At 65.1% G+C, this 24,709-nt stretch carries 24 protein-coding genes; 13 read left to right on the top strand and 11 right to left on the bottom strand.

The genetic code is table 11. The features are described from left to right. Positions 1 to 11 precede the first annotated feature (11 nt). From AC07SZ_RS33110 to AC07SZ_RS33090, 5 genes are read right to left on the bottom strand one after another with little or no spacing between them, the layout of a single operon-like run. Positions 12 to 443, bottom strand: a complete 432-nt coding sequence (locus AC07SZ_RS33110; protein WP_494917597.1) for a hypothetical protein — start codon at positions 441 to 443, stop codon at positions 12 to 14. Continuing rightward, positions 440 to 1,495, bottom strand: coding sequence for an aldo/keto reductase (locus AC07SZ_RS33105; protein ID WP_494917596.1), 1,056 nt, complete (start codon positions 1,493 to 1,495; stop codon positions 440 to 442). The genes AC07SZ_RS33110 and AC07SZ_RS33105 overlap by 4 nt, the downstream gene beginning before the upstream one ends. After that, entirely contained in the window at positions 1,492 to 1,845 is a 354-nt protein-coding gene (locus AC07SZ_RS33100) for a TIGR04076 family protein (protein ID WP_056564617.1), read from the bottom strand. Before AC07SZ_RS33100 ends, AC07SZ_RS33105 begins: the two co-directional genes overlap by 4 nt. Before the next feature lies 1 nt (position 1,846). Continuing rightward, positions 1,847 to 2,329 carry a DUF3830 family protein gene (locus tag AC07SZ_RS33095; protein ID WP_056564620.1) on the bottom strand — a complete coding sequence of 161 codons (483 nt, stop codon included), beginning with the start codon at positions 2,327 to 2,329 and terminating at the stop codon, positions 1,847 to 1,849. Beyond that, a complete protein-coding gene (locus AC07SZ_RS33090) occupies positions 2,326 to 3,060 on the bottom strand; it encodes a GntR family transcriptional regulator (protein WP_081294765.1) in 735 nt (244 codons plus the stop codon). Before AC07SZ_RS33090 ends, AC07SZ_RS33095 begins: the two co-directional genes overlap by 4 nt. Positions 3,061 to 3,186: 126 nt before the next feature. Here AC07SZ_RS33090 and AC07SZ_RS33085 point away from each other — a divergent pair, with 126 nt between their 5' ends. From AC07SZ_RS33085 to AC07SZ_RS33065, 5 genes are read left to right on the top strand one after another with little or no spacing between them, the layout of a single operon-like run. After that, positions 3,187 to 3,987: an ABC transporter ATP-binding protein gene (locus tag AC07SZ_RS33085; protein WP_494917595.1), complete on the top strand. Its 801-nt coding sequence runs from the start codon at positions 3,187 to 3,189 to the stop codon at positions 3,985 to 3,987. Beyond that, entirely contained in the window at positions 3,984 to 4,733 is a 750-nt protein-coding gene (locus AC07SZ_RS33080; RefSeq protein ID WP_056564628.1) for a branched-chain amino acid ABC transporter ATP-binding protein, read from the top strand. The genes AC07SZ_RS33085 and AC07SZ_RS33080 overlap by 4 nt, the downstream gene beginning before the upstream one ends. Continuing rightward, entirely contained in the window at positions 4,730 to 5,638 is a 909-nt protein-coding gene (locus AC07SZ_RS33075; protein ID WP_494917594.1) for a branched-chain amino acid ABC transporter permease, read from the top strand. Before AC07SZ_RS33080 ends, AC07SZ_RS33075 begins: the two co-directional genes overlap by 4 nt. Next, positions 5,635 to 6,618 carry a branched-chain amino acid ABC transporter permease gene (locus AC07SZ_RS33070; protein WP_056564633.1) on the top strand — a complete coding sequence of 328 codons (984 nt, stop codon included), beginning with the start codon at positions 5,635 to 5,637 and terminating at the stop codon, positions 6,616 to 6,618. The genes AC07SZ_RS33075 and AC07SZ_RS33070 overlap by 4 nt, the downstream gene beginning before the upstream one ends. After that, complete coding sequence (locus tag AC07SZ_RS33065) at positions 6,615 to 7,919, top strand: NAD(P)/FAD-dependent oxidoreductase (RefSeq protein ID WP_494917593.1); 1,305 nt, start codon at positions 6,615 to 6,617, stop codon at positions 7,917 to 7,919. The genes AC07SZ_RS33070 and AC07SZ_RS33065 overlap by 4 nt, the downstream gene beginning before the upstream one ends. 5 nt (positions 7,920 to 7,924) lie before the next feature. Here the strand turns inward: AC07SZ_RS33065 and AC07SZ_RS33060 are convergent, their stop codons facing one another. Genes AC07SZ_RS33060 through AC07SZ_RS33045 form a run of 4 tightly spaced genes read right to left on the bottom strand, consistent with a single transcriptional unit; the run spans position 7,925 to position 12,286 of the window. After that, positions 7,925 to 8,602 (bottom strand): GntR family transcriptional regulator, encoded by a 678-nt coding sequence (locus tag AC07SZ_RS33060; protein ID WP_056564639.1) that lies wholly within the window; start codon positions 8,600 to 8,602, stop codon positions 7,925 to 7,927. A 16-nt stretch (positions 8,603 to 8,618) separates the two neighbouring features. Continuing rightward, positions 8,619 to 9,929 (bottom strand): aspartate aminotransferase family protein, encoded by a 1,311-nt coding sequence (locus tag AC07SZ_RS33055; protein WP_494917592.1) that lies wholly within the window; start codon positions 9,927 to 9,929, stop codon positions 8,619 to 8,621. After that, positions 9,930 to 10,988: a phosphotransferase gene (locus AC07SZ_RS33050; protein ID WP_494917591.1), complete on the bottom strand. Its 1,059-nt coding sequence runs from the start codon at positions 10,986 to 10,988 to the stop codon at positions 9,930 to 9,932. Continuing rightward, positions 10,985 to 12,286: an ArgE/DapE family deacylase gene (locus AC07SZ_RS33045; RefSeq protein WP_056564646.1), complete on the bottom strand. Its 1,302-nt coding sequence runs from the start codon at positions 12,284 to 12,286 to the stop codon at positions 10,985 to 10,987. The genes AC07SZ_RS33050 and AC07SZ_RS33045 overlap by 4 nt, the downstream gene beginning before the upstream one ends. Before the next feature lie 177 nt (positions 12,287 to 12,463). Here AC07SZ_RS33045 and AC07SZ_RS33040 point away from each other — a divergent pair, with 177 nt between their 5' ends. From AC07SZ_RS33040 to AC07SZ_RS33005, 8 genes are all read left to right on the top strand, one after another. Beyond that, complete coding sequence (locus tag AC07SZ_RS33040) at positions 12,464 to 13,111, top strand: GNAT family N-acetyltransferase (protein WP_494917590.1); 648 nt, start codon at positions 12,464 to 12,466, stop codon at positions 13,109 to 13,111. Between the two features lie 50 nt (positions 13,112 to 13,161). After that, positions 13,162 to 15,822, top strand: coding sequence for a winged helix-turn-helix domain-containing protein (locus AC07SZ_RS33035; RefSeq protein WP_494917589.1), 2,661 nt, complete (start codon positions 13,162 to 13,164; stop codon positions 15,820 to 15,822). An 85-nt stretch (positions 15,823 to 15,907) separates the two neighbouring features. Then, entirely contained in the window at positions 15,908 to 17,029 is a 1,122-nt protein-coding gene (locus tag AC07SZ_RS33030; protein ID WP_056564651.1) for a class II histone deacetylase, read from the top strand. 4 nt (positions 17,030 to 17,033) lie between these two features. Further along, complete coding sequence (urtB, locus tag AC07SZ_RS33025; RefSeq protein WP_494917588.1) at positions 17,034 to 17,891, top strand: urea ABC transporter permease subunit UrtB; 858 nt, start codon at positions 17,034 to 17,036, stop codon at positions 17,889 to 17,891. Further along, on the top strand, positions 17,888 to 18,874 hold the full coding sequence (locus AC07SZ_RS33020) for a branched-chain amino acid ABC transporter permease (protein ID WP_172374278.1): 987 nt from the start codon (positions 17,888 to 17,890) through the stop codon (positions 18,872 to 18,874). Before urtB ends, AC07SZ_RS33020 begins: the two co-directional genes overlap by 4 nt. Continuing rightward, a complete protein-coding gene (locus AC07SZ_RS33015) occupies positions 18,871 to 19,575 on the top strand; it encodes an ATP-binding cassette domain-containing protein (RefSeq protein WP_494917587.1) in 705 nt (234 codons plus the stop codon). Before AC07SZ_RS33020 ends, AC07SZ_RS33015 begins: the two co-directional genes overlap by 4 nt. Before the next feature lie 2 nt (positions 19,576 to 19,577). Beyond that, positions 19,578 to 20,279: an ABC transporter ATP-binding protein gene (locus tag AC07SZ_RS33010; protein ID WP_056564660.1), complete on the top strand. Its 702-nt coding sequence runs from the start codon at positions 19,578 to 19,580 to the stop codon at positions 20,277 to 20,279. 81 nt (positions 20,280 to 20,360) lie between these two features. Beyond that, on the top strand, positions 20,361 to 21,530 hold the full coding sequence (locus AC07SZ_RS33005; RefSeq protein WP_494917586.1) for a substrate-binding protein: 1,170 nt from the start codon (positions 20,361 to 20,363) through the stop codon (positions 21,528 to 21,530). 42 nt (positions 21,531 to 21,572) lie between these two features. On the opposite strand, the gene AC07SZ_RS33000 is transcribed toward AC07SZ_RS33005, so the two are convergent. Together AC07SZ_RS33000 and AC07SZ_RS32995 are read right to left on the bottom strand one after the other, a co-directional pair. Further along, the gene (locus AC07SZ_RS33000; protein ID WP_172374280.1) at positions 21,573 to 23,219 is read right to left on the bottom strand and encodes an acetolactate synthase large subunit; all 1,647 of its coding nucleotides are present in this window, start codon (positions 23,217 to 23,219) and stop codon (positions 21,573 to 21,575) included. A 121-nt stretch (positions 23,220 to 23,340) separates the two neighbouring features. After that, complete coding sequence (locus tag AC07SZ_RS32995) at positions 23,341 to 24,675, bottom strand: aromatic ring-hydroxylating oxygenase subunit alpha (RefSeq protein WP_494917585.1); 1,335 nt, start codon at positions 24,673 to 24,675, stop codon at positions 23,341 to 23,343. Between the last annotated feature and the right edge of the window lie 34 nt (positions 24,676 to 24,709).

Raw genomic sequence — 24,709 nt, 5'->3', positions numbered from 1 at the left:
CTGGAGCGTGTTCAGCGTTCCGGCACCTGCAGCCAGGTTTCATGCAGGTGCCGCCATTCGACGCCGTTGGGCGCCGATGAACTGGTGGTGAAGACGGCGCTCGACTGGCGGCGGCTGTGCTTGCCGCCACGCAATTGCGCCTCGACGTACAAGACGACAATCGTGTTCGCATCCTGCCAACCGGGCCGGATGTCCTCGATCGAAATGGCGAAGCCGTCATCGCACGTGGCGCGGCTGGAGCGGACATGATCGACGACAGCAGCGCGATCGAGCACTTTGCCGTCCGGCGCGACCATGCTGAAGCCGTCGCCCATGGCACGCTCGAAGCGCATGAAATCCACGGTGTCCGCGCGCGCGGCGACAAACCAGTCGACGAAGAAGCGATGCAGGCCGGTGACCTCGGCGCTGGCCTGCGAAAACAGCGTCGCGTTGGTGGCGCTCATGTGCGGCCTGCATTGAGATTGTAGTGCATGATCGAGCCGTGGCGGCCGTGGCGGTCGCGCTCCAGCGTGTAGACGTCGCCCAGGGGACCTCGGCTTTGCGCGATCACGGCCGCGATCCTGGCCCGGTCATCGGCATCGAGCGTGACCTCCATGATGCCCGCGTTGGCCAAAGCATGCGCCTGGTTGCGGGCGCCGACGATGACGGCGGCGACTTGCGGCTGCTCCAGCACCCAGGCGCTGGCGACGGTGGCGATGTCGACACCGTGGCGATCGCCGACGGCCTTCAACGCCTGGAGCAGTTGCTGGAACAGGTCCCAGCCGCCGAAGTCATCGATGATCAGCTTGTATTTGACCAGCGAGCGGTTTTCGAGCGGCGTGGCGGGTTCAGCCGCGCCGAGCCACTTGTCACTGAGAAAGCCACCCGCCACCGAGCCGTAGCAAAGGAAGCTGACGCCGTTTATCTTCGCAAGCGCGGCGAGGCTGTGTGCAGGTCGCTGGTCAAGCACGGAATATTGCAGTTGCTGGCTGACCAGCGGAATGCCGGCGGCGAGAATTTCGGCGAGCCGTGGCGTGTCGAAATTGGTGGTGCCGAGATTGCGCACCTTGCCCTCCCGGCGAAGCTCGTCGAGCCAGCCCATCGCATCGACATAACGAGGCTGGTCATAGTCCCACCAGTGGAACTGCACGAGATCCAGACGCTCGGTCTTCAGCCGCCGCAGCGACTGGTCGACGATGCCCCTGATGTAATCCCGGCTGATGCCGGTCAGCCTTTCGAGGTCGGGCACCAGCTTGGTGTGTACCTTCATCCTGGCCGCGACATCGAGGCCGCGTTCGCTGGCCAGCCGCAAGCGGGCGGCGCCGATCAGTTCCTCGACGCCGGTGTAGATGTCGGCGCAGTCATAGGTCCAGATGCCGGCGTCGAAGGTGGCGATCAGGTCGGTCACAGCCTGGCCGCGGTCGATGGCCCCGTGCCCACCAGCCAGTTGCCAGCCGCCGCGAATGACGCGGGAGATCGTGTAGCCTGGGCCGAGTTCGAAGGTCTTGGCGGTCATGTCTGCTCATTCTCCTTCGGCAGCGGTACGGCCGTGGTCTCGGCATGGCTGAACCGCCGTTTGCCGGTCCTGACGATCCGCAGCCGGCTGGCGCAATTGGGATCGGGACACGCGATCTCGGCGTCCGATGTCATCCAGTCATTTGGATGGGTTGGCCGTTGCTTTGCCGCCAGCAGCGGAAGCACGGCGGCAAGCGAGTAGATCGAGAAACCCTGCCCCGCCGGCATCGACAGCATCTCGCCCTTGAGTTCGAAATAGTCTCCGGCCTTGGCGCCGCAATAGATCGGCTTGCCCTCGGGGATGACCGCCTCGACGCGAAGGTCGAAGAGTTCGAAACCGTCGTCGGCCATGTCAGGCCTCCACCAGGCTGAAGGTGATGTCGCAGGCGCCGTTGCGGCGGATCACCCCGCAGGCAACGGCGAACTGGTCGCGCTGATCGGCTCGCACCTGCGCCACCACGCTGCCGGCCAGCCAGCCGATCGGGAACAGCAGGCGCGCGCCCTGCCCGTAGAACAGACCGATGTCGAAGATCGCATTGGGATTGCCGCCCCACATGCGCGGCGGCACATAGGACAGCACGATATCGCCGGGCTGCGGCGTCAACGTCGCGTTCTCAGCCGGCAATGGCCTGGCATAGGCTTGCCCCTCGATATCGGCGGCGGGAACCGGGCAGGAAATTTCCGGTCCCGTCCACATGGCGTGGATGCCCGGAACGACACGCGGCGTGTCGAGATATGCCTTGAGGAAGGCGGCGTTTTCAGGCGCCTTTTCGGGCAGCAACAGCGCCGTAACCGCAAGCTTCGAGCGTGGCTCGGTGATTCTGATAGCGGTCATGTCTGATCCTTCGCGGCGGCGGCTTGCAATTTGCTGCGCAGGAAGGTGAAAGGCCGGCTGATGTCGGCGACCAGCGACTCTCGCGCTGCCTGTGCATCCTGCGTTGCCAGCGCCGTGACGATGCGGCGGTGGTAATGGGCGGTGTCGACCTCGCCGGCCTCCGAGAACGCATAGATGGCCACGCGGATGCATGGCCCCGATTGCAGCCACAGGCTCTCGATCATCGGGATCAGCACCGCCGAACCGCAGCAGCGATAGATCTCGAAATGAAAGCTCTGGTTAAGCGTCACTTCGCGATCGACATCCTTTTTGTGTTTCAGCGCCCGCATCTCGTCCCATTCGCCGAGAATGGTCTCGATGGTGGCGATCTGGCGCGAACCCATGCGGGCGGCGGCCAGCGCGATCGCCTCACCCTCGATCAGGATGCGGGCCCGAAGCAGATCGTCGAGCCGTTCCAGCGTGATCGGCGGCACACGCACCGAACGGTTGGGCAGCGCTTCAAGCGCCTTCTCCGTGATCAGCCGGCCAAGCGCCTCGCGCACCGGCATGGTCGACGTGACCAGCGCATCGGCAAGCCCACGGATGGTCAGCACCTGGCTCGGTTCGAACAGGCCGCCGATCAGGGCGCGGCGCAATTCCGAATAGACACGGTCCTGCACGGTTTCGCGGCCGACCGGAGCAAGCTGGGCAGCGATCGCCTCGTTGTTCTTTTCGATGGCAGCCTTTTGCATGGAACCCCGTTCCTGGCCGGTTTTCGGCTTGCGGACGAAATTAAAGCCGAATAGCGTGATCAACGCAAGTGTGATCACAAATCAAAAACCAGGGGACGGCAACGACCGTCTCCGGCCAGAGGGTTGATGAGCGAGGCAGCGGAGCGCCAGGGGCAGAAGGCCCGTGCGTCGGTTCTGACAGCAAGCAGGGTTGTCAGACGGTTCGGCGGCCTTGTCGCCGTCAACGATGTCTCGTTCGACGTCAAAGCAGGAGAGATCCTTGGCCTGATCGGGCCGAACGGCGCCGGCAAGACAACGATGTTCGACCTGCTTGCCGGCAGTATCCTGCCTTCCAGCGGCGACATCCTTATCAATGGCGTGCGCGTCTCCGGCGAAGCCGCGCATCTGCGCATCGGCCGTGGCCTTGGCCGCACCTTCCAGATCCCGCGCCCGCTGCCCAATCTGACGCTGATCGAAAACATCATGCTGGCCGCGCAGGGCCAGGCCGGCGAAAGGCTGCTCGCCAACTTCGTCACGCCGTGGCGGGTGGCGGCGGAGGAAAAAGCGGCCAGGGCGAAGGCGCTGGACCTGTTGGAGCTCGTCACCCTCACCCATCTCGCGCATGAGCCGGCGCGTGTGCTGTCCGGCGGCCAGCGCAAGCTGCTGGAACTCGCCCGCGTCATGATGGCCGATCCGGCGATCATCCTGCTCGACGAACCCGCCGCCGGCGTCAACGCGACGCTGCTGGAGGTCATCATCGACCGCATCCGCGACATCAACGCGCGCGGCATCACCTTCCTGCTGATCGAACACAACATCGACATGGTGACGCGGCTTTGCCACCGCGTGCTGGTCATGGCGAGCGGCCAGTTGCTCAGCGAAGGCACGGCGGAAGAAGTCGCCCGCGACCCGCGTGTCATCGAGGCCTATCTCGGGGGCACCGCATGAGCGAGACCGTCCTCGATGTCCGTGATCTCGAGGCCGGTTACGAACCCGGCGTGCCGATCGTGCGCGGCGCCTCGATCACTGTCCGCAAGGGCGAGATCGTCGTCGTTCTCGGCCCCAACGGCGCCGGCAAATCGAGCTTCATCAAGGCGATCGCCGGCCTTGTCCCGATCACAGGCGGCACGGTGTTCCTGGACGGCAAGGACATCACCGCCGCGCCCGCCCACACCATGGTGAGGCTTGGCCTGGCCTTCGTGCCGCAGACCGAGAACATCTTCCCGCTGATGTCGGTCGAGGACAATCTCAGGGTTGCCTGCGGCGTCCTCGAACGGCGCGAAATCCCCGGCCGCATCGACGAGATGTACGCCGCCTTCCCCGACCTCGTCCGGCAGCGCCGCACCGCCGCCGGCAATCTGTCGGGCGGACAGCGCCAGATGCTGGCAGTCGCCCGGGCGCTGATCGTCCATCCCAAGGTGCTGGTGCTGGACGAGCCGTCGGCCGGCCTGTCGCCAAAATTCGTGTCGATGGTGTTCGAGATGCTGGCCGGCATCCGCAAGTCCGGCGTCACCATCCTTCTTGTCGAACAGAACGCCAAGGCGGCGCTTGCGATAGGCGACCGCGCCTATGTGCTGGTCGAGGGCAAGGACCGGCACGAGGGTGTTGCCTCCGAACTGTGGAACGATCCTGTGGTCGCCGAACTCTATCTCGGCCAGCGCCCCTCTCACGTCGGCAAGGGAGGCGCGGCATGAGCCTGCAATTTGTCGTCGACGGACTGCTGACCGGTTCGATGATCGGCCTTGGCGCCATCGGCGTGACGCTGACCTATTCGATCCTGCGCTTCTCGAATTTCGCCCATGGCGACTTCATGGCCTGGGGCACATACGCGACGCTGGCCGTTGTCAGCGCCATTGGTGCGACCTTCGGCAAGGTAGCACCCATCGCGCCGCTGTCCTTCGGCTGGCCGCTCCTGGTTGCGCTGGTCGTCGGCATGGCCTTCACCGCCTTGCTGGCGCTGCTGCTCGACAAGGTCTTGTTTTCGCGGCTGCGCTCGCAAGGACAAGCCATCATCGTTGTGATGGCGAGCTTCGGCGCCTCGATGGCGCTCAGAAGCCTGCTCGAATTCACCTTCACCTCGCGGCCGACTTATTTCAGCCGGGCGATCCAGATCGCCATGCCGGTCGGCTTCGGCATCCGCATCACCCCCGACCAGATCGCGCTCTTGCTGCTGACCGCCATACTCGTGCTCGGCGTGCATCTGTTGATGACGCGCACGCAGACCGGCCGCTCCATGCAGGCATTGAGTCAGAACCCGGCATTGGCCCGCATCGTCGGCATCGACGTCGCCAGCGTGGTGCGCGTCACCTGGGTCATTGGCGGGGCGCTGGCCTGCGTCGCCGGCGTGATGATCGGCATCCTGGTGCAGATCCGCCCGTTCATGGGCTTCGACATGCTGCTGCCGATGTTCGCCGCGGCCATCCTCGGCGGCATCGGCAGCATCCCGGGCGCCGTGCTCGGCGGCCTGATCATCGGGCTCGCCGAAGCCGGGGCGGTGCAATTGATCGGCGCCGAATGGCGCGCCGCCGTCTCCTTCATCATCCTGATGGCGGTGCTGTTCGTGCGGCCGATCGGCCTTTTCGGAGTTCGGGAAAGATGATCGATCTCATCGGTTACGGCGCCTTCTTCCTGACCACCGCGCTGATCTTTTCCCTGGTCACACTGGGGCTCAATCTGCAGTGGGGGCTGACCGGGCTATTCAATGTCGGCCTTGCCGGCTTCGTCGCCATCGGCGCCTACACCTCGGCCTTGCTGACCACACCGGATGATGCGGCACGGCTTGGCGGTTTCGGCCTGCCGATCCTTGTCGGCTGGCTGGGCGCCATGGTCGTCGGCGGTATCGCCGCTGCGCTCACCGGCATGGCGACATTGCGGCTCAGGTCCGACTATCTGGCGATCACCACATTCGGCGTCGCCGTCGTTGTGCAACTGGTCGCGCTCAATGCGCAGAAGCTCACCGGCGGGCCGTTCGGCATCGGCTTCATCCCTCGTCCCTTCGGCGGCCTTGCCGAGACGCCGCTGCTGTTCAACCTGTCGAACCTTGCCGTTATCTGCGTCGTGACGCTGATCGCCTATCTCTCACTGGAGCATCTGTCGCGCAGCCCGTGGGGACGCGTGCTGAAGGCGCTGCGCGAGGACGAGCGAGCGGCGATCTCGCTGGGCAAGAGCGCGCGCTTCTACCGGGTCCAGGCCTTTGCCGTCGGTGGCGCAATCATGGCGCTCGCAGGCGCGTTGCAGGCGCATTTCACCGGCTTCATCGCGCCGGACAACTATCTGCCGATCCTGACCTTCCAGGTGTGGGTGATGCTGATCGTCGGCGGCTCGGGCAGCAATCTCGGCGCCGTGATCGGCAGCGTCCTGGTGTGGGGGATATGGGCCGGATCGGGTACGCTGACCAGCGTGCTGTTTGCGCCCGAGCAGCAGGCGCGCGCGGCCTCGCTGCAGATCGTCGCCATCGGCGTCATGCTCTGCGTCATCCTGCTGATCCGGCCGAACGGACTGTTTGGCGACAGGCCACGGCGGCCACGGCTGGACAAGCGAGCAAAGGCGGCCGCGACCAAGGGCAGTTCCGGCTCATGAATGCCGTGACCCGGCACGAGGCACGGGGCGTTTCGCTCTGGCACGCTGTCAGCCGCGACCGCCGCCAGCGGTCGCCAATACAGGGCGAGATCGATGTGGACCTTGCCATTGTCGGCGGCGGTTTTTCCGGCCTCTCGACAGCACTGCATGCCGCGGGGAAAGGGCTTTCCGTCGCGGTCCTGGAAGCCGAAATCATCGCCTGGGGGGCGACAGGCCGGAATGCCGGCTTCATCGTGCCGAACTTCGCCAAGATGGACCCGGACAACATCCTTGCACATCTCGGCCTCGAGCGCGGTGAACGCCTGATCGACTTTGCCGCCGGCAGCGCCGACCTTGTCTTCGACCTGATCCGGCGGCACGGCATCGACTGCGACGCCGTGCAGAACGGCTGGATCCAGCCGGCGCATTCAGCGGCAGCTTTCGAGAAGGTCAAATCGCGCGCCGGGCAATGGGCACGGCGCGGCCGGCCAGCCGTTACCCTGGATCGGCGGGACGTCGGGGCGCTGACGGGCGCGCGCGGCTATGTCGGCGGCTGGATGGATCGTTCGGGCGGCGTGCTCAATCCGGTTGCCTATGCGTGCGGGCTCGCCGATGCGGCGGAGAAGGCTGGCGCGAGGATCTTCGAACGGACGCGCGTTGCGTCGATCGACCGTGTGGCCGATGGCTGGTCGCTGAAAACGCCATCGGGCTCGGTGCGTGCCGGCAAGGTGCTGGTCGCTACCAACGCCTATGGCGGGTCGCTCAATCCGTTGCTGCAACGGACCTATATTCCGCTGAAGGTCTTCCAGATCGCGACCATGCCCCTGCCGCGCGAGGTGCGCACACGGCTGCTCTCCGGCGGGCAAGGCGTCGGCGACACCAGGCGCAATCTCTTCACCTTCCGCTTCGATGCCGAGAACCGGTTGATCAGCGGCGGCATGCATATTCTGAACGCCGGCGCCGATACGCGCGTGCCACGAGCGATCTGGCGGCGGCTCGCCCGACATCTCGATTTGCCGGACCTGCCGCCGCTTGCCTATGGCTGGTCGGGTATGGCAGCGGTCGAACCGGATTTCCTGCCGCACCTTCTGGATCTTGGACCAGGGCTGATCGCCGGTCGCGCCTGCAACGGACGTGGCATTGCCATGACGACGGCGATGGGCAAGGTGCTGGCCGACTGGGCCGCCGGGACCGAGGCGCGTGATCTGCCGCTGCCCTTTGGGCTGCCGGCACCGATCCCGTTCCACGCTTTGCTGCGGCACGCGCCCAACATGCTGCTTGGCTGGAGCATGTTGCGCGACCGGTTGGACGAAACCCGATAAGGCGATCATGTCCGGTCTGCGGACGATCGATCGGTCGTGCGAAGATTTTCGGCGAGAATCGCGGCCGCCACGGCGATGTCCTCTTCGAGGAATGCTCGAACGTCAGGGCCATTGCGCTGCTCCAATGCGGCGACAATCCTGCGATGCGCGTCGTTCGATTGCGGAATATAGCGATCGGCCTGCATCAGCAGCTTGAGATACGGCCCGACCCTGCCCCAGAGATCGCGGATCATGTTCAACAGGATTGGCGCACCGGCATGCTGGTAGATGGCGAAGTGAAACGCCTCGTTCAGCGCGAGATAGGCCCTGGCGTCACCAGCCTCGATGGCGCCCTGCATGCCGGCGAGCGTGGCCTGTATGTCGGCCAGCCCGCTTTCGGCGATCCGCGACCCCGCCATCTCGCCCGCCAGCCCCTCGACGGCGATGCGGATGCGCGTCAGCTCCTCGAAGGCAGGCACGGATAGCAAGGGCACGATGACCGAACGGTTGTTCTGCATCTCGAGCAGTCGCTCGGCGACCAGCCTTTGCAGCGCCTCTCGGATCGGCGTCGTCGAAATGCCGAAGGTCTCGGCGAGCTTGCGGATGACCAGCGTCTGGCCTGGGCTGAAGCCGCCCGAAATCAATTCCTGCTTGAGCGCGCCATAGGCGCGGTCGTTGAGGGTTTGATGTTCGAGCTTCAGCATGCGCGCCGCGTTCCGATCACCAATTCGACAAAGCGCGATCGAGCGTCTCGGCCAGTTGCTCGGCATTGTCCCTGGCGAACGGCAGCGGCGGCCTGATCTTCAGCACATTGCCGCGCGGACCGCAGGACGAGATCAGCACGCCATCCTCGCGCATGGCTTCGACGACCGCCGATGTCTTGCTGGCGGCCAGCGCCTCGTCGCCGTCGGCGGTCAGTTCGACGCCGAAATAGAGGCCGTTGTGCCTGACATCGCCAACCATGCCGTGCCGGCCCTGCAGCGCGCGCAGCAGGTCGCCGGTATAGGCACCGACATTGCGCGCATTCTCGATCAGACCCTCGCCCTCGATCACCTCGAGCACGGCAATGCCGACAGCGGCCGCGACGGGATTGCCCCCGAAGGTGTTGAAGTAGCCGGTGTTGGAGCCGAAGGATGAAACAAGCCGCGGCCGCACGAGCACCGCGCCCATCGGATGGCCGTCGCCGATCGGTTTGCCCATGGTGACGATGTCGGGTTCGAGGCCATAATTGACAAAACCCCACATGCCCTGGCCAAGCCGGCCGAAGCCGGACTGGACCTCGTCGGCAATGACGATGCCGCCGGCTTTCCTGACGTGATCCGCCGCCTCGCGCATGACCGCCGCATCGGGGAAGAAAATGCCGTCGCTGGAAAAGGCCGAGTCGAGCAGCAGCGCCGCCGGACGGATATTCTGCGCGCGCATGTCCTCGATGGCGGCGGCGACATTCCTGGCGAAATCATGCGCGACGCGGCCATGGTCGCGGAACGTGTCCGGCGCGGCCACGGTCCGGTGGTGCGCGGGCACGCCCTTCGCCCCGACCGCCGCAGGCGACAGCTGCGCGGTGGCGATCGTCGCGCCGTGATAGGCGAAGTCGGTGATGATGACGCCGCTGTTGCCAGTGGAATGCTGGGCGATGCGGATGGCGAGATCATTGGCCTCGCTTCCGGTGCAGGTGAACATGGCGTGGCCAAGATGGGCCGGAACGGTGCCGAGCAGTTTTTCCGCGTAGTCGAGGATGATCTCGCTGAGATAGCGCGTGTGCGTGTTGAGCGTGGCGGCCTGGCCCGACAGCGCCTCGACGACGCGCGGATGGCAGTGCCCGACCGAGGCGACATTGTTGTAGGCGTCGAGGAATTTGCGCCCCTGCGCATCGTAAAGCCAGACCCCGCTGCCGCGCACCAGATGGATCGGGTTGCGGTAGAAGGCGCGGTAGGTCGGCCCAAGCAACCTGGCGCGGCGCTCGAGCAGGGCTTGCTCGGATGCCGTCGGTACGGCATTTGCAGGATATGGCGAGGACTGGGACACGAGCATCTACTCCGGATTGGAATGATCTAGAAAAAAGCGGCGGGCATCCGCGGACGACAGCCCGTCGAGCCGTTCGAGCGAGGCCCAGACCTCGGTGATGAGGCGCAGCACATAGTCGCGCTTGGCCGGGAACCGTTCGGCCTGCCAGCTGGCGATGTTGGCGATGAGCGCAAGGCGGGCACGGATCAGGTCGAAAAGGATGCCGATTTCTTCGGCCTCGAGCGGCTGCACCGACTGGTAGCCGGCAACGAAGCGCGCGGCGGGCGCGAGCGGATGTCCCTGCGCCGGCCAGCGGTAGACGGCGCCGATGGCAAGGTCACAGATCAGCGGCGAATGGATCATGTCGCCGAAATCGAGGATGCCGGTCACCACCTCCGGCCGCGAAGCGTCCATCACCACATTGTAGGAATTCATGTCGTTGTGGACGATCTGGGCGCGCAGGCTCGGGATGACCGGCGCCGCATGCGCCTCGAAGGCATCCATCACACGCTCGACCATGGCCCGATGGCCGGCATCGGCGATATGCGCCATCATCGGCCTTGTCTTGGCGACCTTTCTGATGTCCCAGAGCAGGTCGCTGCCGGCGGCCGGATGGAAGAAGCCGCGCAGTGCCCGGCCAAGGCGGGCGAGGAAGATGCCGAGATTGCGATCCTGCGCCGCCGACGTCGGCGAGCGCGACAGCAACTGGCCGGGCAGATAGGTGACCAGCCGGATGATGCGGGGCGCCGATCCGCCGACGCCGACCGTGAACTGCGCTTCGCCCTCCAGGCTCTTGCGCACCGAAGGAACCGGCAAGGTCGGGTCGACGGCAAGGATGTGGTCGAGCGCCCTGTTCTGGAAGTCCGTGAAGCCAGCCTCCTCTGCCGGGTGGGAAACCTTCAGGACGAACTCGCCATCGCCTTCCGTTTGGACGTGGAAATTGTGGTCGCGTTCGCCCGGCAGCGGGCGCGCGCTGCCGGTGAGGCCGTAGTGCCGGCGCAAGATTGCTAGCGCGTCGGCGATCGAAACGTCAGGCGCGTCCTCGGCGAGCGTTTCACCGAAACCGTCGGGCACGGCTGCATTCATGCGCTCACCTCCGGATCGATGGGCTCGAGGCCACACCAGTCGGCGATGAACAGTGCAATGGTCTGGGTGACCTTGCGCACCGAATCGAGATCGACGGCCTCGTCGTAACCATGCGGCATGCGGCAGATCGGGCCATAGACGATCGCCGGCGTATCGGCATAGAGGCCGAAGAAGCGTGCATCCGTCGTCGCCGAGGTGACGTGTTCCGTCAGCGGCTCGCCCCACACGGCGACATGGCTGCGGCGCAGCACGGCTTCCATCTCGTCGGCGCCCTCCAGTACATAGCCCTCGGCCATGAAGCCGTTATAGGTCATCTTGGGCGGGCGATTGGCCAGGAATGGATCGGCACGGGCCGCATCGGCGATGCAGGCTTCGAGCTCGGCCCTGGCATCTTCGAGCTTCTGCCCGGGATAGGTCGCGACCCGCATCTCGAAGACACAACGCGCCGGAACGCTCGATGTCCATTCGCCACCTTCGATCTTGCCGAGATTGAAGCGGATTGGATGCGGGTGATTGCAGAAATGCGGATCATCGACCTTGCGCGCATTCCAGACGATTTCGAGCTGCTTCAGTGCCTGGATGATGACGAAGGCCTTTTCGATGGCATTGGCGCCGGCCGAGAAAGCCCCCGAGGCATGCTGCGGATCGCCGTCGACCTCGACCCTGAACCAGATCGGTCCGACCTGCGCGCGCATCAATCGCGGTTCCAGCGGTTCGGGAATGAAGGCGGCATCGGCGCGGTAGCCGCGCTGCAGGCAGGCAAGCGCGCCATTGCCGGTGCACTCTTCCTCGACCACCGACTGCAGGAACACGTTGGCGGCCGGCTGATAGCCGAGGCCGCGCAAGGCGGCCAGCGCGTAGAGACAAGCCGACAGGCCTGCCTTCATGTCGCCGGCGCCGCGACCATGCATCCAGCCATCCTCGATGGCCGGATCGTAGGGATCGCGCACCCAACGGTCGAGCGGCCCCGTGGGTACCACGTCGATATGGCCGTTGAGGATCAGCGAGCGGCCGGTGGCGTTTCTCGGCGTGTGGGTGGCAACGACATTGAAGGCGTCATCGTAGGACACCGCAACGGGAGAAAACCCCGGCAGGTCGCGAATCGCATCGACATCGACACGCCACATATCGACTGCATAACCATCGGCCTCATAGGCCGCCGCCATGAAGGATTGCGCCGCGTGTTCCTCGCCGCGTTGAGAGGGAAAGCGCACGAGGTCCGCCAGGAATGCGACTTGTCGTGCGAAGCCGTCGTCGACCGCACGCAAAATGGCTTCGTCGGCAATTCGCTCAGGCATGATATTCCGCTTTCTCGTGAATGGTGTATCATATCTCATATGCCATTTCCTGGAAAGGCAAGGAGACAGGTCGGGCCAAAACCATGGCCCAACCCGGGAACCTCTTGGCAGGCGGGCTCAGAGTTGGCATCAGCTTCCTGTATGCTGGCGAAACCGCATGGCGAAGATCGAGGACAGATGCTGGTCACCGAAGGCCCATTGCCGGATGAAATCACCGATCTCTCGTCCGGCTACCGGCGCGTGCCGGCCGGCAAGATCGTCAATGCCGTGACATGGATGGAAGCGCGCGCACCGGTGCCGGGTCTCGCCCAACCCCTGGCAATGACCCGGATCACCAAGCCCGACAGTGCCGCCTACCGCACGATCTTCCTCGAGATCGGCGCTCCCTGGCTCTGGGATCGCGCCGCCGAAATGTCGGATGCCGAAGTCGCCGCGCATTTCGCCGACCCGCGCCAGCATCTCTATTACGGCCATGATGAAAGTGGCGGCCATGTCGGCATGGCCGAATTCCGCGTGGCGGACGGCAACGAGATCGAGATCACCTATTTTGGCCTGTTCCCCGCCTTGACCGGCCGGGGTCTCGGCAAGCGGCTGATGGCGGGAGCGCTCGACCAGGCATGGCGCCTCGGCCCGGAGCGTATCTGGCTGCACACCAGCAGCATAGACCATCACAGCGTCATCGGGTTCTACCGAGCTTGCGGGTTCGAACCCTTTGCGGCGGGGTTCGAAATCACCGACGATCCCCGGATCAAGGGAACCCTGCCGCGCGATGTGGCCCCGCAAATCCCGTTGATCGAAACGGAATGGGTGCCCGGCGCCAGATGAGACCGTCTTCGCAACCTGCCAGCCTTTCGTCGTCTCACCATCGCCGGTGGGTGCGGCGCGAAAGCATCCTGTCGAGGCTGGAGCGGCACATCGACACGCGCATCGTTCTGTTCGCCGCGCCCGCCGGTTTCGGCAAGTCGACGACGATGGCGCAGTGGGCCGCGGAAGTCGCGCGTCTGGGCCGACTAACCGCATGGTTCTCCTGCGAGGCGACGGACAATGACGAAGGCGCCTTCCTGTCGCATCTGGTGGGCGCGTTGCGCCATCTCGTCCAGAATCCCGCCGAACTCGACCTCGCCTTCCAGTCGAGCCCGATCCCGCAGCTCGACGTCGTGCTATCGGCCCTTGTAGCGGGTCTTGCCGCGCGCGACGCCGACATCACCCTGTTCTTTGACGACTACCACGCCATTGAGGCGCCGGTGGTGAAGCGGTTCATGGAGCGCCTGACGAGGCAGGCACCGGCCAACGCCGCCTTCGTCATCGGTTCGCGCAACCTGCCAGACCTGCAACTTGGCAAGCTCAGGGTGCTTGGCGACGTTTTCGAAATCGGCCCGGACGATCTGCGCTTCGCCTCGTCCGAGGCCGAGGCCTTCTTCAACGACAAGCTGGGCCTGAGCGTCAGCAGCGGCACGGTGGAAACCTTGTGTTCACGGACCGAAGGCTGGGCCGCCGGCCTGCAGCTCGCCTCGCTGTCGCTGAGCGCCGCGCATACGCCAGAAACCGTCATCGGCAATTTCACCGGCGCCAACCGCAACGTCGCCGACTTCCTGATGGGGGAAGTGTTCCTGGAGCTGCCGCCGGCCCTGGCGAAGTTCCTGCTCCACAGTTCGATCTTCGAGCGCTTCAGCGCCGAGGCCTGCCGGGCAGTATTGCGCGCGGCCGACGCCGAGGCCGACATCACAGAGATCGAGACCCGCAACCTGTTCCTGGTGCCGCTCGACGAGGAGCGGCGCTGGTTCCGCTACCATCATCTGTTCCATGACTTCCTCAGCCGCGAAATGGAACGGCGCGAACCGGAGATGATCGCTCCCCTGCACCTGGCCGCCGCCGAATGGTTCGGCGAACGCAAGATGCTGACCGAAGCCATCGGACACGCGCTCGCTGCCGGCGACCAGGCGCGCGCAGCGGTGTTCGTCGAAAACAATGCGCTCGAACTCATCGCCCAGTGCCAGCTGCTTTATGTGCGGCAGTTGCTGGCACTGCTGCCGCGGAAGCTGGTCGACCAGCGCATCCGGCTGCAACTCATCGTGCTGTGGCTGGCGGTGCACTCAAGCCAGCCTGAAATTGCCCAGCAGACGCTCGCCAATGCGCGCAAGCTCGTCGAAACCGGGCCGGCCGACGGCAAGGATCCCGGCACGCTGACCGGCACCACCATCGAGGCCGAGATCGCGGTCCTCGATGCCGCTGTGCACAGCACGCTGGAGCAGTTCGAGGCCGCGCGTGATACCGCGCTGTCCGCCCTGCGCATCATCGCGCCGGACGCCTGGTTCATGGAGGGTGCGACGGCCAACGTCATCGGCTACAATCTCTATGCGCTGGGCGATCTCGAAGGGGCTCGGGCTGCGGCCGACGCCGCGCGCAAGGCGCATGAGCGAAGCGGCAGCCTGCTCGGCGTCACCATCGCCAATTGCTACATGGCCGTCATCGAGCGTTCGGCCGGCCGCCTGCCCGCCGCCGAACGGCTGCTGCGCAACACGATCATCGAGGCCAGGACGCGGATCGGCGCGAACTCATATGCCGAGGCGCTTGCCGGAACGCTGCTTGCCGAACTCGCCTATGAGACCAACGCATCCGGCGAGGCGCTGACATTGGTCGAGAATCTCGGGCCGCTGATCGAGGGCGCCGCCGTCATCGTCTATCCGCTGGCCAGCGTGCCGACCTATGCTCGTGTGCTGCAGCTGACCGGTCGTGGCGACGCGGCCCTCGACATGCTGGAGCGCGTCTACCAGCGTGTGCGCGGTTCCGTTTATCGCCGCCTCGCTTCGGTGCTGGTGCATGACCGCATCCGGCTGCTCATCGACCAGAGCCGCGTCGCCGAGGCGCGCTCTCTGCTGAGCGAGCATCGCCGCGAAAGCGCTGAAACCGCCCCTACCGTCGCCAATGAATTCGAGTTCTTCGCCGAAGGCAGGCTGCTGACGGCGGAGAAATCCTACGCAGCGGCGGCGGCCATTTTTGACACGTTGCTGGAGCGAACGAAAAGCAGCGGACGCATGCGCCGCCACATACTGGCGCTGATCCTGCGCGCCAGGAGCGCCGGCCACGACCAGCGCGAAGCTGATCGCTATCTTCTCGAAGCGTTGCGCCTTGCCCAGCCTTCCGGCTTCATCCGCTCCTTCGTCGACGAGGGCAGGCCTGTCATGGAAGGGTTGATGCGGCTGCGCGCGGCGCAAGCGAAGACCGAGCCGTCCCTGTCGGCCTATGCAACGCGCATCATCCATGCCGCGCAGACCATGCCTGTGCCAACGCGCAAGCCGGCCGCATCCGCGCCCGAAAAGGAACAGCTCACCCAGCGCGAGTCCGAATTGCTGCGCTACCTGTCGGAAGGCATGTCCAACCGCGATATCGCGGTCGCGCTGTCGGTGGGCGAAACAACGGTGAAATGGCATTTGAAGAACATTTTCGGCAAGCTCTCCGTATCGAACCGAGTCCAGGCCGTGCGCGCCGCGCAGGCGGCCGCCAACCTTCGGCCCCCTTCGAAAGGAGGGGCATAGACATCTGGCCCAACCCCCTCTTTCGGGTCGGGCCATGGCATCGTTAGCCTGCTAGCGTCATCCGGGATTGCAGAGGACGCTGCGTATGGCGACAGGTTACGTTTTTCACGAACAGCTGATGTGGCATGACACCGGCTCCAGCGCCGACATGATGCCTCCCGGCCGTTTCGTGGAACCCGGACGGCATCTGGAATCGCCCGGGTCGAAGCGCCGGCTCAACAACCTGATCCAGGTCAGCGGCCTGGGGCGCCATCTGGTGCCGATCATCCCCGAGCCGGTGACGGTCGACGACCTGCTGCGCGTGCACACGCAGCGCCATGTCGACGATATCAGGACACTGAGCGAGCGCGGTTCGGGCTTCGCTGGGCCGCAGGCGCCGATCGGCCTCAACAGTTTCGACATCGCCCTCTTGTCCGCCGGCACCACCTATGCGGCAATGCGCGCCGTGCTCACTGGCCGTGTCGACAACGCCTATGCGCTGGCACGCCCGCCGGGTCACCATGCAGAGCCCGACCAGGCGATGGGCAACTGCCTGTTCTCCAACATCGGCGTCTCCGTGCGCCGGCTGCAGCACGAGGGCCTGCTCGGCCGCGCGGCGATCGTCGACTGGGACGTGCATCACGGCAACGGCACCGAGACGGTGTTTTATTCCGACCCGTCGGTGCTGACGATTTCGCTGCATCAGGACAATCTCTACCCGACCGGACGCGGCGCGCTGGCCGATAATGGCAAGGATGAAGGTGAAGGCTACAACATCAACATCCCTCTGCCGGCCGGCAGCGGCACCGGCGCATATGAAGCGACCTTCGACCGCATCGTTGCCCCGGCGTTGCGTGCCTTCAAGCCGGACCTCGTTATCGTGGCTTCCGGTTTCGATGCGTCGGGCTTCGATCCGCTCGGCCGCATGATGCTCAACAGCGAGTGCTTCCGGCGCCTTGCCGCGCGCATGGTGGCGCTCGCGGCCGAGACGTCACAGGGACGCCTGGTCATGACCCATGAAGGCGGCTATTCCGAAGGCTATGTGCCGTTCTGCGGCCATGCCGTCATCGAGACACTGGCAAACCACCGCACCGAAGTGGCCGATCCCCTGTCGGATCATATCGACGAGTGGGCCGGGCAGGACTTGCAGCCGCATCAGGCCGCGGTGATCGATGCCGCCGAGGGCCTGCTCGCCGGCTTGCGCCAACGCCTCGCAAGTGCTGCCTGACGCGATGGATTTTCTGGTTACCACGCTCCTCAACGCGCTGACGCTGATCAGTATCCTGATGCTGGTCGGGCTCGGGCTGGCGATCAGCTTCGGCCTGATGAACGTGACCAATCTGGCGCATGGCGAGTTCGTCACGGTCGGCGCCTTCGCGGTCTATTTCGTCCAGAGCATCGGCGGCTCCTTCTGGCTGGGGCTGGCCGCCGCCCCCATCGCCGGCGCGGTGGTCGGCTGCCTCCTGGAATTCGCCATCATCCGCCATCTCTATTCGCGGCCGGTCTCGACCGTGCTTGCCACCTGGGGCGTCAGCCTGATCCTGCAGCAAGGGCTGGAACTGACCTTCGGTCTCGGCGCCAAGCCGGTGACGCCGCCGATCGAGGGCACGTTCGACCTCTTCTTCACCGTCTATCCCGCCTACCGGGTGATCCTGATCGCCATCGCCATGCTGACCCTGCTCGGCGTCGTGCTGCTGATCAGCCGGACATCGTTCGGCCTCGACATCCGCACCGTCATCCAGAACCGCGAAATGGCCGAGGGCGTCGGCATCAACACGCGGCGCACCTACGCCATCGCCTTCACCTTCGGCGCGGCCATCGCCGGGCTCGCCGGTGGGCTGGTCGCGCCGCTGGCGATCGTGCTGCCGCAGATGGGCGTCAACTATCTCGCCAATGCCTTCTTCGTCGTCATTGTCGGCGGCGTCGGCTCGATCGGCGGCCTCGTCGCCGGCAGCGTCTTCGTCGGCGGCCTGACCAGCGTGCTCAACTACCAGATCTCGCCGTCGCTGGCGCAGGCGATCGTGCTGCTGGCGGCCATCGTAGCTGTCCGTCTACGGCCGAACGGCCTGTTCAACGGGGCATCACGATGATCGCCCGGGACCGTAACTGGCTGCTGATCTTCGCCGTCTGCGCCGTACTCGCCATCGTCTATCCCTTCTTCGCCGACGGCTATCAGCTGACGGTGATCCGCGATGCGCTGATCTTCGGCCTGTTTGCCGCCAGCCTCGACTTCTTCTGGGGCCGCACGGGCATCCTGTGCTTCGGTCACGCCGCCTTCTTCGGCATCGGCGGCTACATCATGGCGCTCATCACGCTCAATGACGCCATCCCCTTCGGCAGCCTGCTCGGCATCATGAGCGCGGTGGCCGGTGCCGCCTTCGTGGCCGCCGTCATCGGCTACTTCCTGTTCTTCGGCGGCATCCGCGGCAGCTATTTCACCATCGTCACGCTCGCCATGGGCGTCATCTGTCAGCAGGCCGCGATCTCCTGGAGCTCGGTCACCGGCGGCGACAGCGGCTTGATCGGCATCCCGCCGATCGAATTCGATCTTGGCGGGATGCATGTCGATCTCAGCCAGGACTTGCCCAGCTACATCTTTGTTGCATGCATCGTCGCGGTGGTCGTGCTGGCGCTGTGGTCGATCAGCCGTGGCCGCTGGGGCACGGTGCTGACCGCCATCCAGGACAATGAGGTCCGGGCTGCCGCGCTCGGACACAACGCGCCCCTACGGTTGCTCCTCACCTTCGTCCTGTCGGCCGCGATGGCCGGGCTTGCCGGCGCGCTTTATGTCTGCATGGCCGGGCTGGTGGCCCCCGACCTGTCCGGCCTGCTTCTGTCGACCGAAGTCATCGTCTGGGTGGCGGTCGGCGGGCGCGGTACGCTGCTCGGCCCGGTGCTGGGCGCCATCGCCATCCAGCGCGCGCAGCAGACAATCAGCAGCTTCAATCCTAGCCTGTGGCCGCTGCTGCTCGGCTGCGTCTTCGTCATCATCGTCTTCGTGCTGCCGGACGGCATCCTGTCGATCTACGCACGGCTGAAGAGCCTGTTCAAAGGCAGGAGGCAGGCGCAATGAGCGACGTGCTGCTTCAAGCCGAGAATGTCGGCATCCGCTTCGGCGGCCTCCAGGCGCTGGAAGGGTTGAACCTGACGGTGCGCGACAAGGAACTCTGCTGCATCATCGGGCCGAACGGCGCCGGCAAGAGCACTTTCCTCAACGTGCTGACCGGAACGCTTCGCCCGACCAGCGGCAGCGTGCGCTTCCTCGGCCACGACATTGCCGGCCTGCCGCTGCACCGCATCGCCCGGCTCGGGATCGCGCGAAAATTCCAGATCCCGTCGGTCTTTCCGAACCTCTCGGTCGAAGACAATCTGAAGGTGGCACGGTGGGGGGCGCCCTCGCCGGTTCGCCCGGTCGGCGAATTGCTGGAGCTGGTGGCGCTCACCAATCGAGCCGCCACGCTGGCCGGTGAGCTGGCGCACGGCCAGAAGCAATGGCTGGAGATCGGCATGGCGCTGGCGATCGAACCACGGCTGCTGCTGCTCGACGAGCCGACGGCCGGAATGACGCCGCAGGAAACGATGGCGACCGCGCAGATGCTGCTGCGGCTCAAGGGCGAGTTCTCGATTGTCGCCGTCGAGCACGACATACGCTTCGTGCGGGCGCTGAACTGCGAGACGCTGGTGCTGCACCAGGGGCGCCGGCTGCGCAGCGGTCCTTTCCACGACATCGAGGCCGACGAAATGGTCCGCGACGTCTATCTGGGGAGGCGCTGACCATGTTGCGGACATTTGCCGTCTCGGCCGGCTACGGCCCGCTCCCGGTGCTGAACGGCATCGACCTCAGCGTGGCGCCGGGCGAAGTCGTCGGCCTGCTCGGCCGCAACGGCGCCGGCAAGACGACGCTGTTGCGCGTCATCGCCGGCGCTTTGAGGGCCAGCGGCGGCGCCGTGGTTCTCGGCGACCAGGATCTCACCAATGCAGCGGCCTTCCGCCGCGCCCGGGCGGGCATCGCGCATGTGCCGCAAGGCCGGGGCATCTTCAACCAACTCACCGTGCGGCAGAACCTGGAAGTCGGCACACGGGCCGCCCGCGATCGCGGCGACGGCGGCATTGCGGCCGACATCTTCGGCTATTTTCCGATCCTGCGCGAACGCGAGGCACAGATCGCGGGCACGCTCTCGGGCGGCCAACAGCAGATGCTGGCGATCGGCCGCGCGCTGTGCGGCCTGCCGTCGGTGCTGCTGCTCGACGAGCCCTCGGAAGGCATCCAGCCCAACATCGTGCAGTCGATCGCCGAACTGGTGCCGCGGATCGCCCGCGAGCGCGGCATCGCGATCGTTCTGGTCGAGCAGAATCTCGATCTCGTTCTCAAGGCGGCGGACCGCTGCCTGGTGATGGAGAAGGGCAGGATCGTGCATGAGGGCACGCCGGAGGCGTTCGCCGACGAGAGCCTGCTGAAGGATTTGTTGGCCCTGTGAGGCGCGGCTGAAGCGCGCCAGGGACCTGTTGGCTTTGTAAGGCGTGCATGGGGCGCGCCTGGACTGGAAGGGAACACAAAAATGATAAGCAGAAGAACTGTCCTGAAATCCGGCGGCGCTGCCGCCGCCTTCGCCATGGTCGGCGCGCCGTCGATCCTGCGCGCCGCCGACACCGTCAAGGTCGGCCTGTCGATCCCGATCACCGGGCTGCAGGCGATCCTCGGCGAGACGCTGCTGAATTGCTACAAGCTCGCCGCCGCCGAACTCAACGCCGCCAACGGCATTGGCGGCCGCCAGGTCGAGCTGTTCATCGAGGACAACCAGACCACCACCAAGGGCGCCATCGACAAGGCACGCAAGCTCCTCAATGAGGACAAGGTCGACGTGATCATGGGCACGATCATCTCGCCCGAACGCAGTGCGACGCTGTCGGTGACATCGAAGGCCAAGAAGCTGTTCTTCTACCCGACCAATTTCGAGGGCGGCGAATGCAACCGCTATTTTGTCGCCACCGGCCCGATCCCGATGCAGCAGGTCGACCCGATGATGCCGTGGGTGGCCGAGAACCTCGGCAAGACGATCTACATCATGGCCTCGGACTATGCCTGGCCGCAGAAGATGACCGAGGCGATCACGGCTGCCTACGAGAAGGCCGGCGGCAAGATCATCGGCGCCGATTACTATCCGTTCGGCACCACGGATTTCGGCCCGGCCTTCCAGAAGATCAAGTCTCTGAAGCCCGATGTCGTCTGGTCGATGGTGGTCGGCAACGACGCTGTCACCCAGCTCAAGCAGTATCGCAGCTTCGACATCAAGCAGCCGCTGATCGCGCCGCTCGACGAGGTCTTCAACAAGGACGCGCTGCCGCCCGGCGTCGCCGCCGGCACCTATGCGCCGCAGCCTTACTGGATGGCGCTCGACAATCCGGTGAACAAGAAATTCATCTCGAGCTTCCGCGAAAAATTCGGCCAGGAAAAGATGGTCAACGGCATCGGCGAGGCCGGCTACAATGGCCTGCATCTCTATGCGCTGGCCGCCGAGAAGGCCGGATCGCTGAAGGACGACGATGTGCTCAAGGCGCTGCCGACCATCGAGTTCGACGCACCGCAAGGCAAGATCCGCGTCGATGCCTCCAACAACCACACGCTCTGCCATTCCTATGTCGGCAAGGCTGCGGCCGACGGCATCAGCTACGAGATCGTCAAGGATTTCGGCACCATCGCGCCGGTCACGCCCTACTGCAAGGTGTAGGCCCTCGCCCGACCAATCCTGATGGCGGCGTTGCCGCCGCCGTCAGGGCTTCTGTGGCGCCGGCAGCCGCTCGCGCAGTTCGTCGACAAGCACCCTGGTATTTTCGGAATAGTCGATGGGCACGACGACGAGATGCACGCCGCCGCCCGCGAAGGCCTGTTCCAGCGCCGGCCGCAATTGGGCGATCTCGCCGACCCTGGTTCCCCTGGCGCCATAGGCCTCGGCGTATTTAACGAAATCGGGGTTGCCGAAGGTCATGCCGAAATCCGGGAACTCGTCGACCGCCTGCTTCCATCGGATCATGCCATAGGCATGGTCTTCGAGCAGCAGGACGACAAGGTTCAGCTTGAGCCGGACGGCGGTCTCCAGTTCCTGGCTGTTCATCATGAAGCCGCCGTCGCCGCAAATGGCCATGACGCGGCGTTGGGGATAGAGCAGTGCCGCCATCATCGCCGACGGCAAGCCGGCGCCCATGGTGGCCAGCGCATTGTCGAGCAGCAGCGTGTTTGCCATGCGCGTGCGGTAATTGCGCGCGAACCAGATCTTGTACATGCCGTTGTCGAGGGCGAGGATCCCGTCCGCCGGCATCACGGCGCGCACGTCATGCACGATGCGCTGCGGCGTGAAGCGGTCTTCGGTGGCGCGCGCGGCTATGCGGCTCAAGATGCCTTCACGCAGCGGCAGCAAGGCCTGCGCATTGGGGATCCTGCCTTCGACGCGGTCGGCCAGCAGCGCCAGCGAGGGGCCAAGGTCGCCGACGATCTCGGCCTGTGGGAAATACACCTGCTCGACATCGGCTGAGTGATAGCCGACATGGATCACCTTCGGCCCGTTGGTGCCCATGATGAAGGGCGGTTTCTCGACCGTATCGTGGCCGATGGTGATGATCAGATCGGCCTGTTCTATGGCCTCGTGCACATAGTCGCGCTCCGAGAGCGCCGCCGTCCCCATGTAGAGTTCGGTGCCGCCAGGCACGGTGCCCTTGCCCATCTGTGTGGTGAAATAGGGTATCTGTGTGCGCAGCACGAACTGAGCGATATCCGGGGTCACGCGCGGGCGCGACGCCGCCGCGCCGAACATCAACAGCGGGCGCTTCGCCTCCATGATCATCCGGGCAGCCCGATCCAGCGCGTCCGCGCCGGCGATGGGCAGGTCGACCGGATGCGTCGGCACCAGCGCGACCGGATCGCACTGGGCCGCCGCTATGTCTTCCGGCAATTCCAGATGCACCGGACCCGGGCGCTCCTCCTGCGCGACGCGGAAGGCCTCACGCACCAGCGAAGGGATCATCTTGGGCGAGACGATCTGGCGCGACAGCTTGGTCAGCGGCTTCATCGCCGCGACGATATCGACGATCTGGAAGCGCGCCTGCCGCGATGACAGGATGCCCTTCTGGCCGGTGATCATGATCATCGGCATCGCGCCGAGCAGCGCATAGGCCGCGCCGGTCGTCAGGTTGAGCGCGCCGGGGCCCAACGTGGTGATGCACACACCCGGCTTGCCGGTGAGCCTGCCGTAGGTAGCAGCCATGAAGGCCGCCGCCTGCTCGTGGCGGGTCAGGATCAGCTGGATCGAAGAGCGACGAATGGATTCGACGATATCCAGGTTCTCCTCGCCGGGAATGCCGAAAATCCGCTCGACTCCTTCGTTTTCGAGGGCCGCCACGAACAGATCCGAACCCTTGGTCATCAACCGTCTCCTGCAGTGCGCACATTCCGTCAGCCACCTTCATATGGCACCGGAACGCCGCCTCAAAGACCTGAAGCGCGCACTCATTTTGCAGAAGAGACCCGAATCCACGTCTCGCGGGTCAAAGGCGCGTCGAGCAGGCCGCCTTGGGCGATGCAAAGAGCTGCGCCGGCGCGGACCATTGGCTGGCTGGTGCGCCGCGCGTGCCGGTGATCAGCGAGCGCAGTTCCGACAGATAGGTCTGCACGAAGAAGGAGGTCTGGCTTTCCAGCGGCGTATAAGGGCCAGGCCTATAGGCGCGCGACAGGATGCCGTCGGCATTGTCCTCGGTGATCTTCTTGTCCTGTACCGTGGTCACGTCCCACATCCAGCTGATGGCGTCGGCATCGACGTCCTGATCGGCGTCCTTGTCGACGAGCCAAGTCAGGATGACGTCGGTCTCCATGGCATTGCGCGGTATCATCTGGAACAGGGTGACATAGTCGTTGGCAGCGCTGGCGAAGGACAGCCGCCCGAGGCGGAAGCCGCTTTCGCCGCCATCATAGGCGCTGCGGCCGCCCATCAGGCACGAGACCCCCTCGCCCGTGTTGGACAAGGTGTTGCGGCCCGAGCCGATCGGCTTGCGGTGCATGGCGAACGGCATGGTGTCGAGGTCGCCCGGCTGCCATGCGCCCTTGTGGAATTCGGCATCGCCGATGACGCTGTGCCACGCCTCGATTTCATTCTGCCATTCGACCGCCTTGTCGGCATCGCGGGTCGCGGTGACTTTGACATGGCCGTTGACGCGGTAATATTCGGGATGCGCCGGCCGGCAATGGTAGCATTCGAGGAAGTTCTCGAGCACCAGCTTCCAGTTCGCCTTGGTCAGGTAGTTCTTGCGGGCAACAATGCGCGCCTGGTCGAGGCCGTTTTCGCGCAACCCATCCGTCAGCCCCGCCGCGACAGGCTCGATATCGGGCAAGGAATTGGCGTCCAGGCCACAGAACACCAGGCCGCCGAAAGATTTCGAGGGCACGCGATGCAGTCCGAGCGCTTCCGGGTCCACGCTTGGCGGAAGATCCTGCCGCGACTGCAGTTCGCCGGTCAGCCTGAACGACCAGGCGTGATAGGGACAGACCAGAAGCTTGCCGCGGCCATCCTTGGTGCAGAGCCGCGAGCCGCGATGGGTGCAGACGTTGTAGTAGGCCGCGATGTCCTCCTCGCCGTCACCGAAGCGCACAACGATGATCTCCTCGTCGAACAGCTGACGCACGATGTAGCGCCCTTTCTCGGGCACTTCGCTGGCATGGGCGACAAGCACCCATTGGCGCGGGAACCACAGATCCCGCTCCAGCGCGAAGATGGCCGGATCTGTATAGAAAGCCTGTTCCAGCGACCAGTCCTGACGCTGCCGGTCAATCAGGCGGACAATCTCGTTTCGATCGATGGGCTGGCTGTTCGGTGTGTTGGCCTGCACGGCGAACACCTTTCTGCACGCTGGCGTTAGGATG

It is taken from the genome of Mesorhizobium sp. GW821-FHT07A06 (assembly GCF_059419085.1).
Note: the sequence above shows the minus strand (reverse complement) of the source record. Positions and strands in the feature narration are given on the sequence as shown.

Coding starts and splice junctions, on each gene's coding strand:
- AC07SZ_RS33090 (WP_081294765.1), bottom strand. CDS start 3,060: ATGCAAAAGGCTGCCATCGAAAAGAACAACGAGGCGATCGCTGCCCAG.
- AC07SZ_RS33095 (WP_056564620.1), bottom strand. CDS start 2,329: ATGACCGCTATCAGAATCACCGAGCCACGCTCGAAGCTTGCGGTTACG.
- AC07SZ_RS33015 (WP_494917587.1), top strand. CDS start 18,871: ATGAGCGACGTGCTGCTTCAAGCCGAGAATGTCGGCATCCGCTTCGGC.
- urtB (WP_494917588.1), top strand. CDS start 17,034: ATGGATTTTCTGGTTACCACGCTCCTCAACGCGCTGACGCTGATCAGT.
- AC07SZ_RS33070 (WP_056564633.1), top strand. CDS start 5,635: ATGATCGATCTCATCGGTTACGGCGCCTTCTTCCTGACCACCGCGCTG.
- AC07SZ_RS33030 (WP_056564651.1), top strand. CDS start 15,908: ATGGCGACAGGTTACGTTTTTCACGAACAGCTGATGTGGCATGACACC.
- AC07SZ_RS33065 (WP_494917593.1), top strand. CDS start 6,615: ATGAATGCCGTGACCCGGCACGAGGCACGGGGCGTTTCGCTCTGGCAC.
- AC07SZ_RS33020 (WP_172374278.1), top strand. CDS start 17,888: ATGATCGCCCGGGACCGTAACTGGCTGCTGATCTTCGCCGTCTGCGCC.
- AC07SZ_RS33080 (WP_056564628.1), top strand. CDS start 3,984: ATGAGCGAGACCGTCCTCGATGTCCGTGATCTCGAGGCCGGTTACGAA.
- AC07SZ_RS33045 (WP_056564646.1), bottom strand. CDS start 12,286: ATGCCTGAGCGAATTGCCGACGAAGCCATTTTGCGTGCGGTCGACGAC.
- AC07SZ_RS33075 (WP_494917594.1), top strand. CDS start 4,730: ATGAGCCTGCAATTTGTCGTCGACGGACTGCTGACCGGTTCGATGATC.
- AC07SZ_RS33040 (WP_494917590.1), top strand. CDS start 12,464: ATGCTGGTCACCGAAGGCCCATTGCCGGATGAAATCACCGATCTCTCG.
- AC07SZ_RS33100 (WP_056564617.1), bottom strand. CDS start 1,845: ATGGCCGACGACGGTTTCGAACTCTTCGACCTTCGCGTCGAGGCGGTC.
- AC07SZ_RS33005 (WP_494917586.1), top strand. CDS start 20,361: ATGATAAGCAGAAGAACTGTCCTGAAATCCGGCGGCGCTGCCGCCGCC.
- AC07SZ_RS33085 (WP_494917595.1), top strand. CDS start 3,187: ATGAGCGAGGCAGCGGAGCGCCAGGGGCAGAAGGCCCGTGCGTCGGTT.
- AC07SZ_RS33060 (WP_056564639.1), bottom strand. CDS start 8,602: ATGCTGAAGCTCGAACATCAAACCCTCAACGACCGCGCCTATGGCGCG.
- AC07SZ_RS33055 (WP_494917592.1), bottom strand. CDS start 9,929: ATGCTCGTGTCCCAGTCCTCGCCATATCCTGCAAATGCCGTACCGACG.
- AC07SZ_RS33105 (WP_494917596.1), bottom strand. CDS start 1,495: ATGACCGCCAAGACCTTCGAACTCGGCCCAGGCTACACGATCTCCCGC.
- AC07SZ_RS33010 (WP_056564660.1), top strand. CDS start 19,578: ATGTTGCGGACATTTGCCGTCTCGGCCGGCTACGGCCCGCTCCCGGTG.
- AC07SZ_RS33110 (WP_494917597.1), bottom strand. CDS start 443: ATGAGCGCCACCAACGCGACGCTGTTTTCGCAGGCCAGCGCCGAGGTC.
- AC07SZ_RS33000 (WP_172374280.1), bottom strand. CDS start 23,219: ATGACCAAGGGTTCGGATCTGTTCGTGGCGGCCCTCGAAAACGAAGGA.
- AC07SZ_RS33050 (WP_494917591.1), bottom strand. CDS start 10,988: ATGAATGCAGCCGTGCCCGACGGTTTCGGTGAAACGCTCGCCGAGGAC.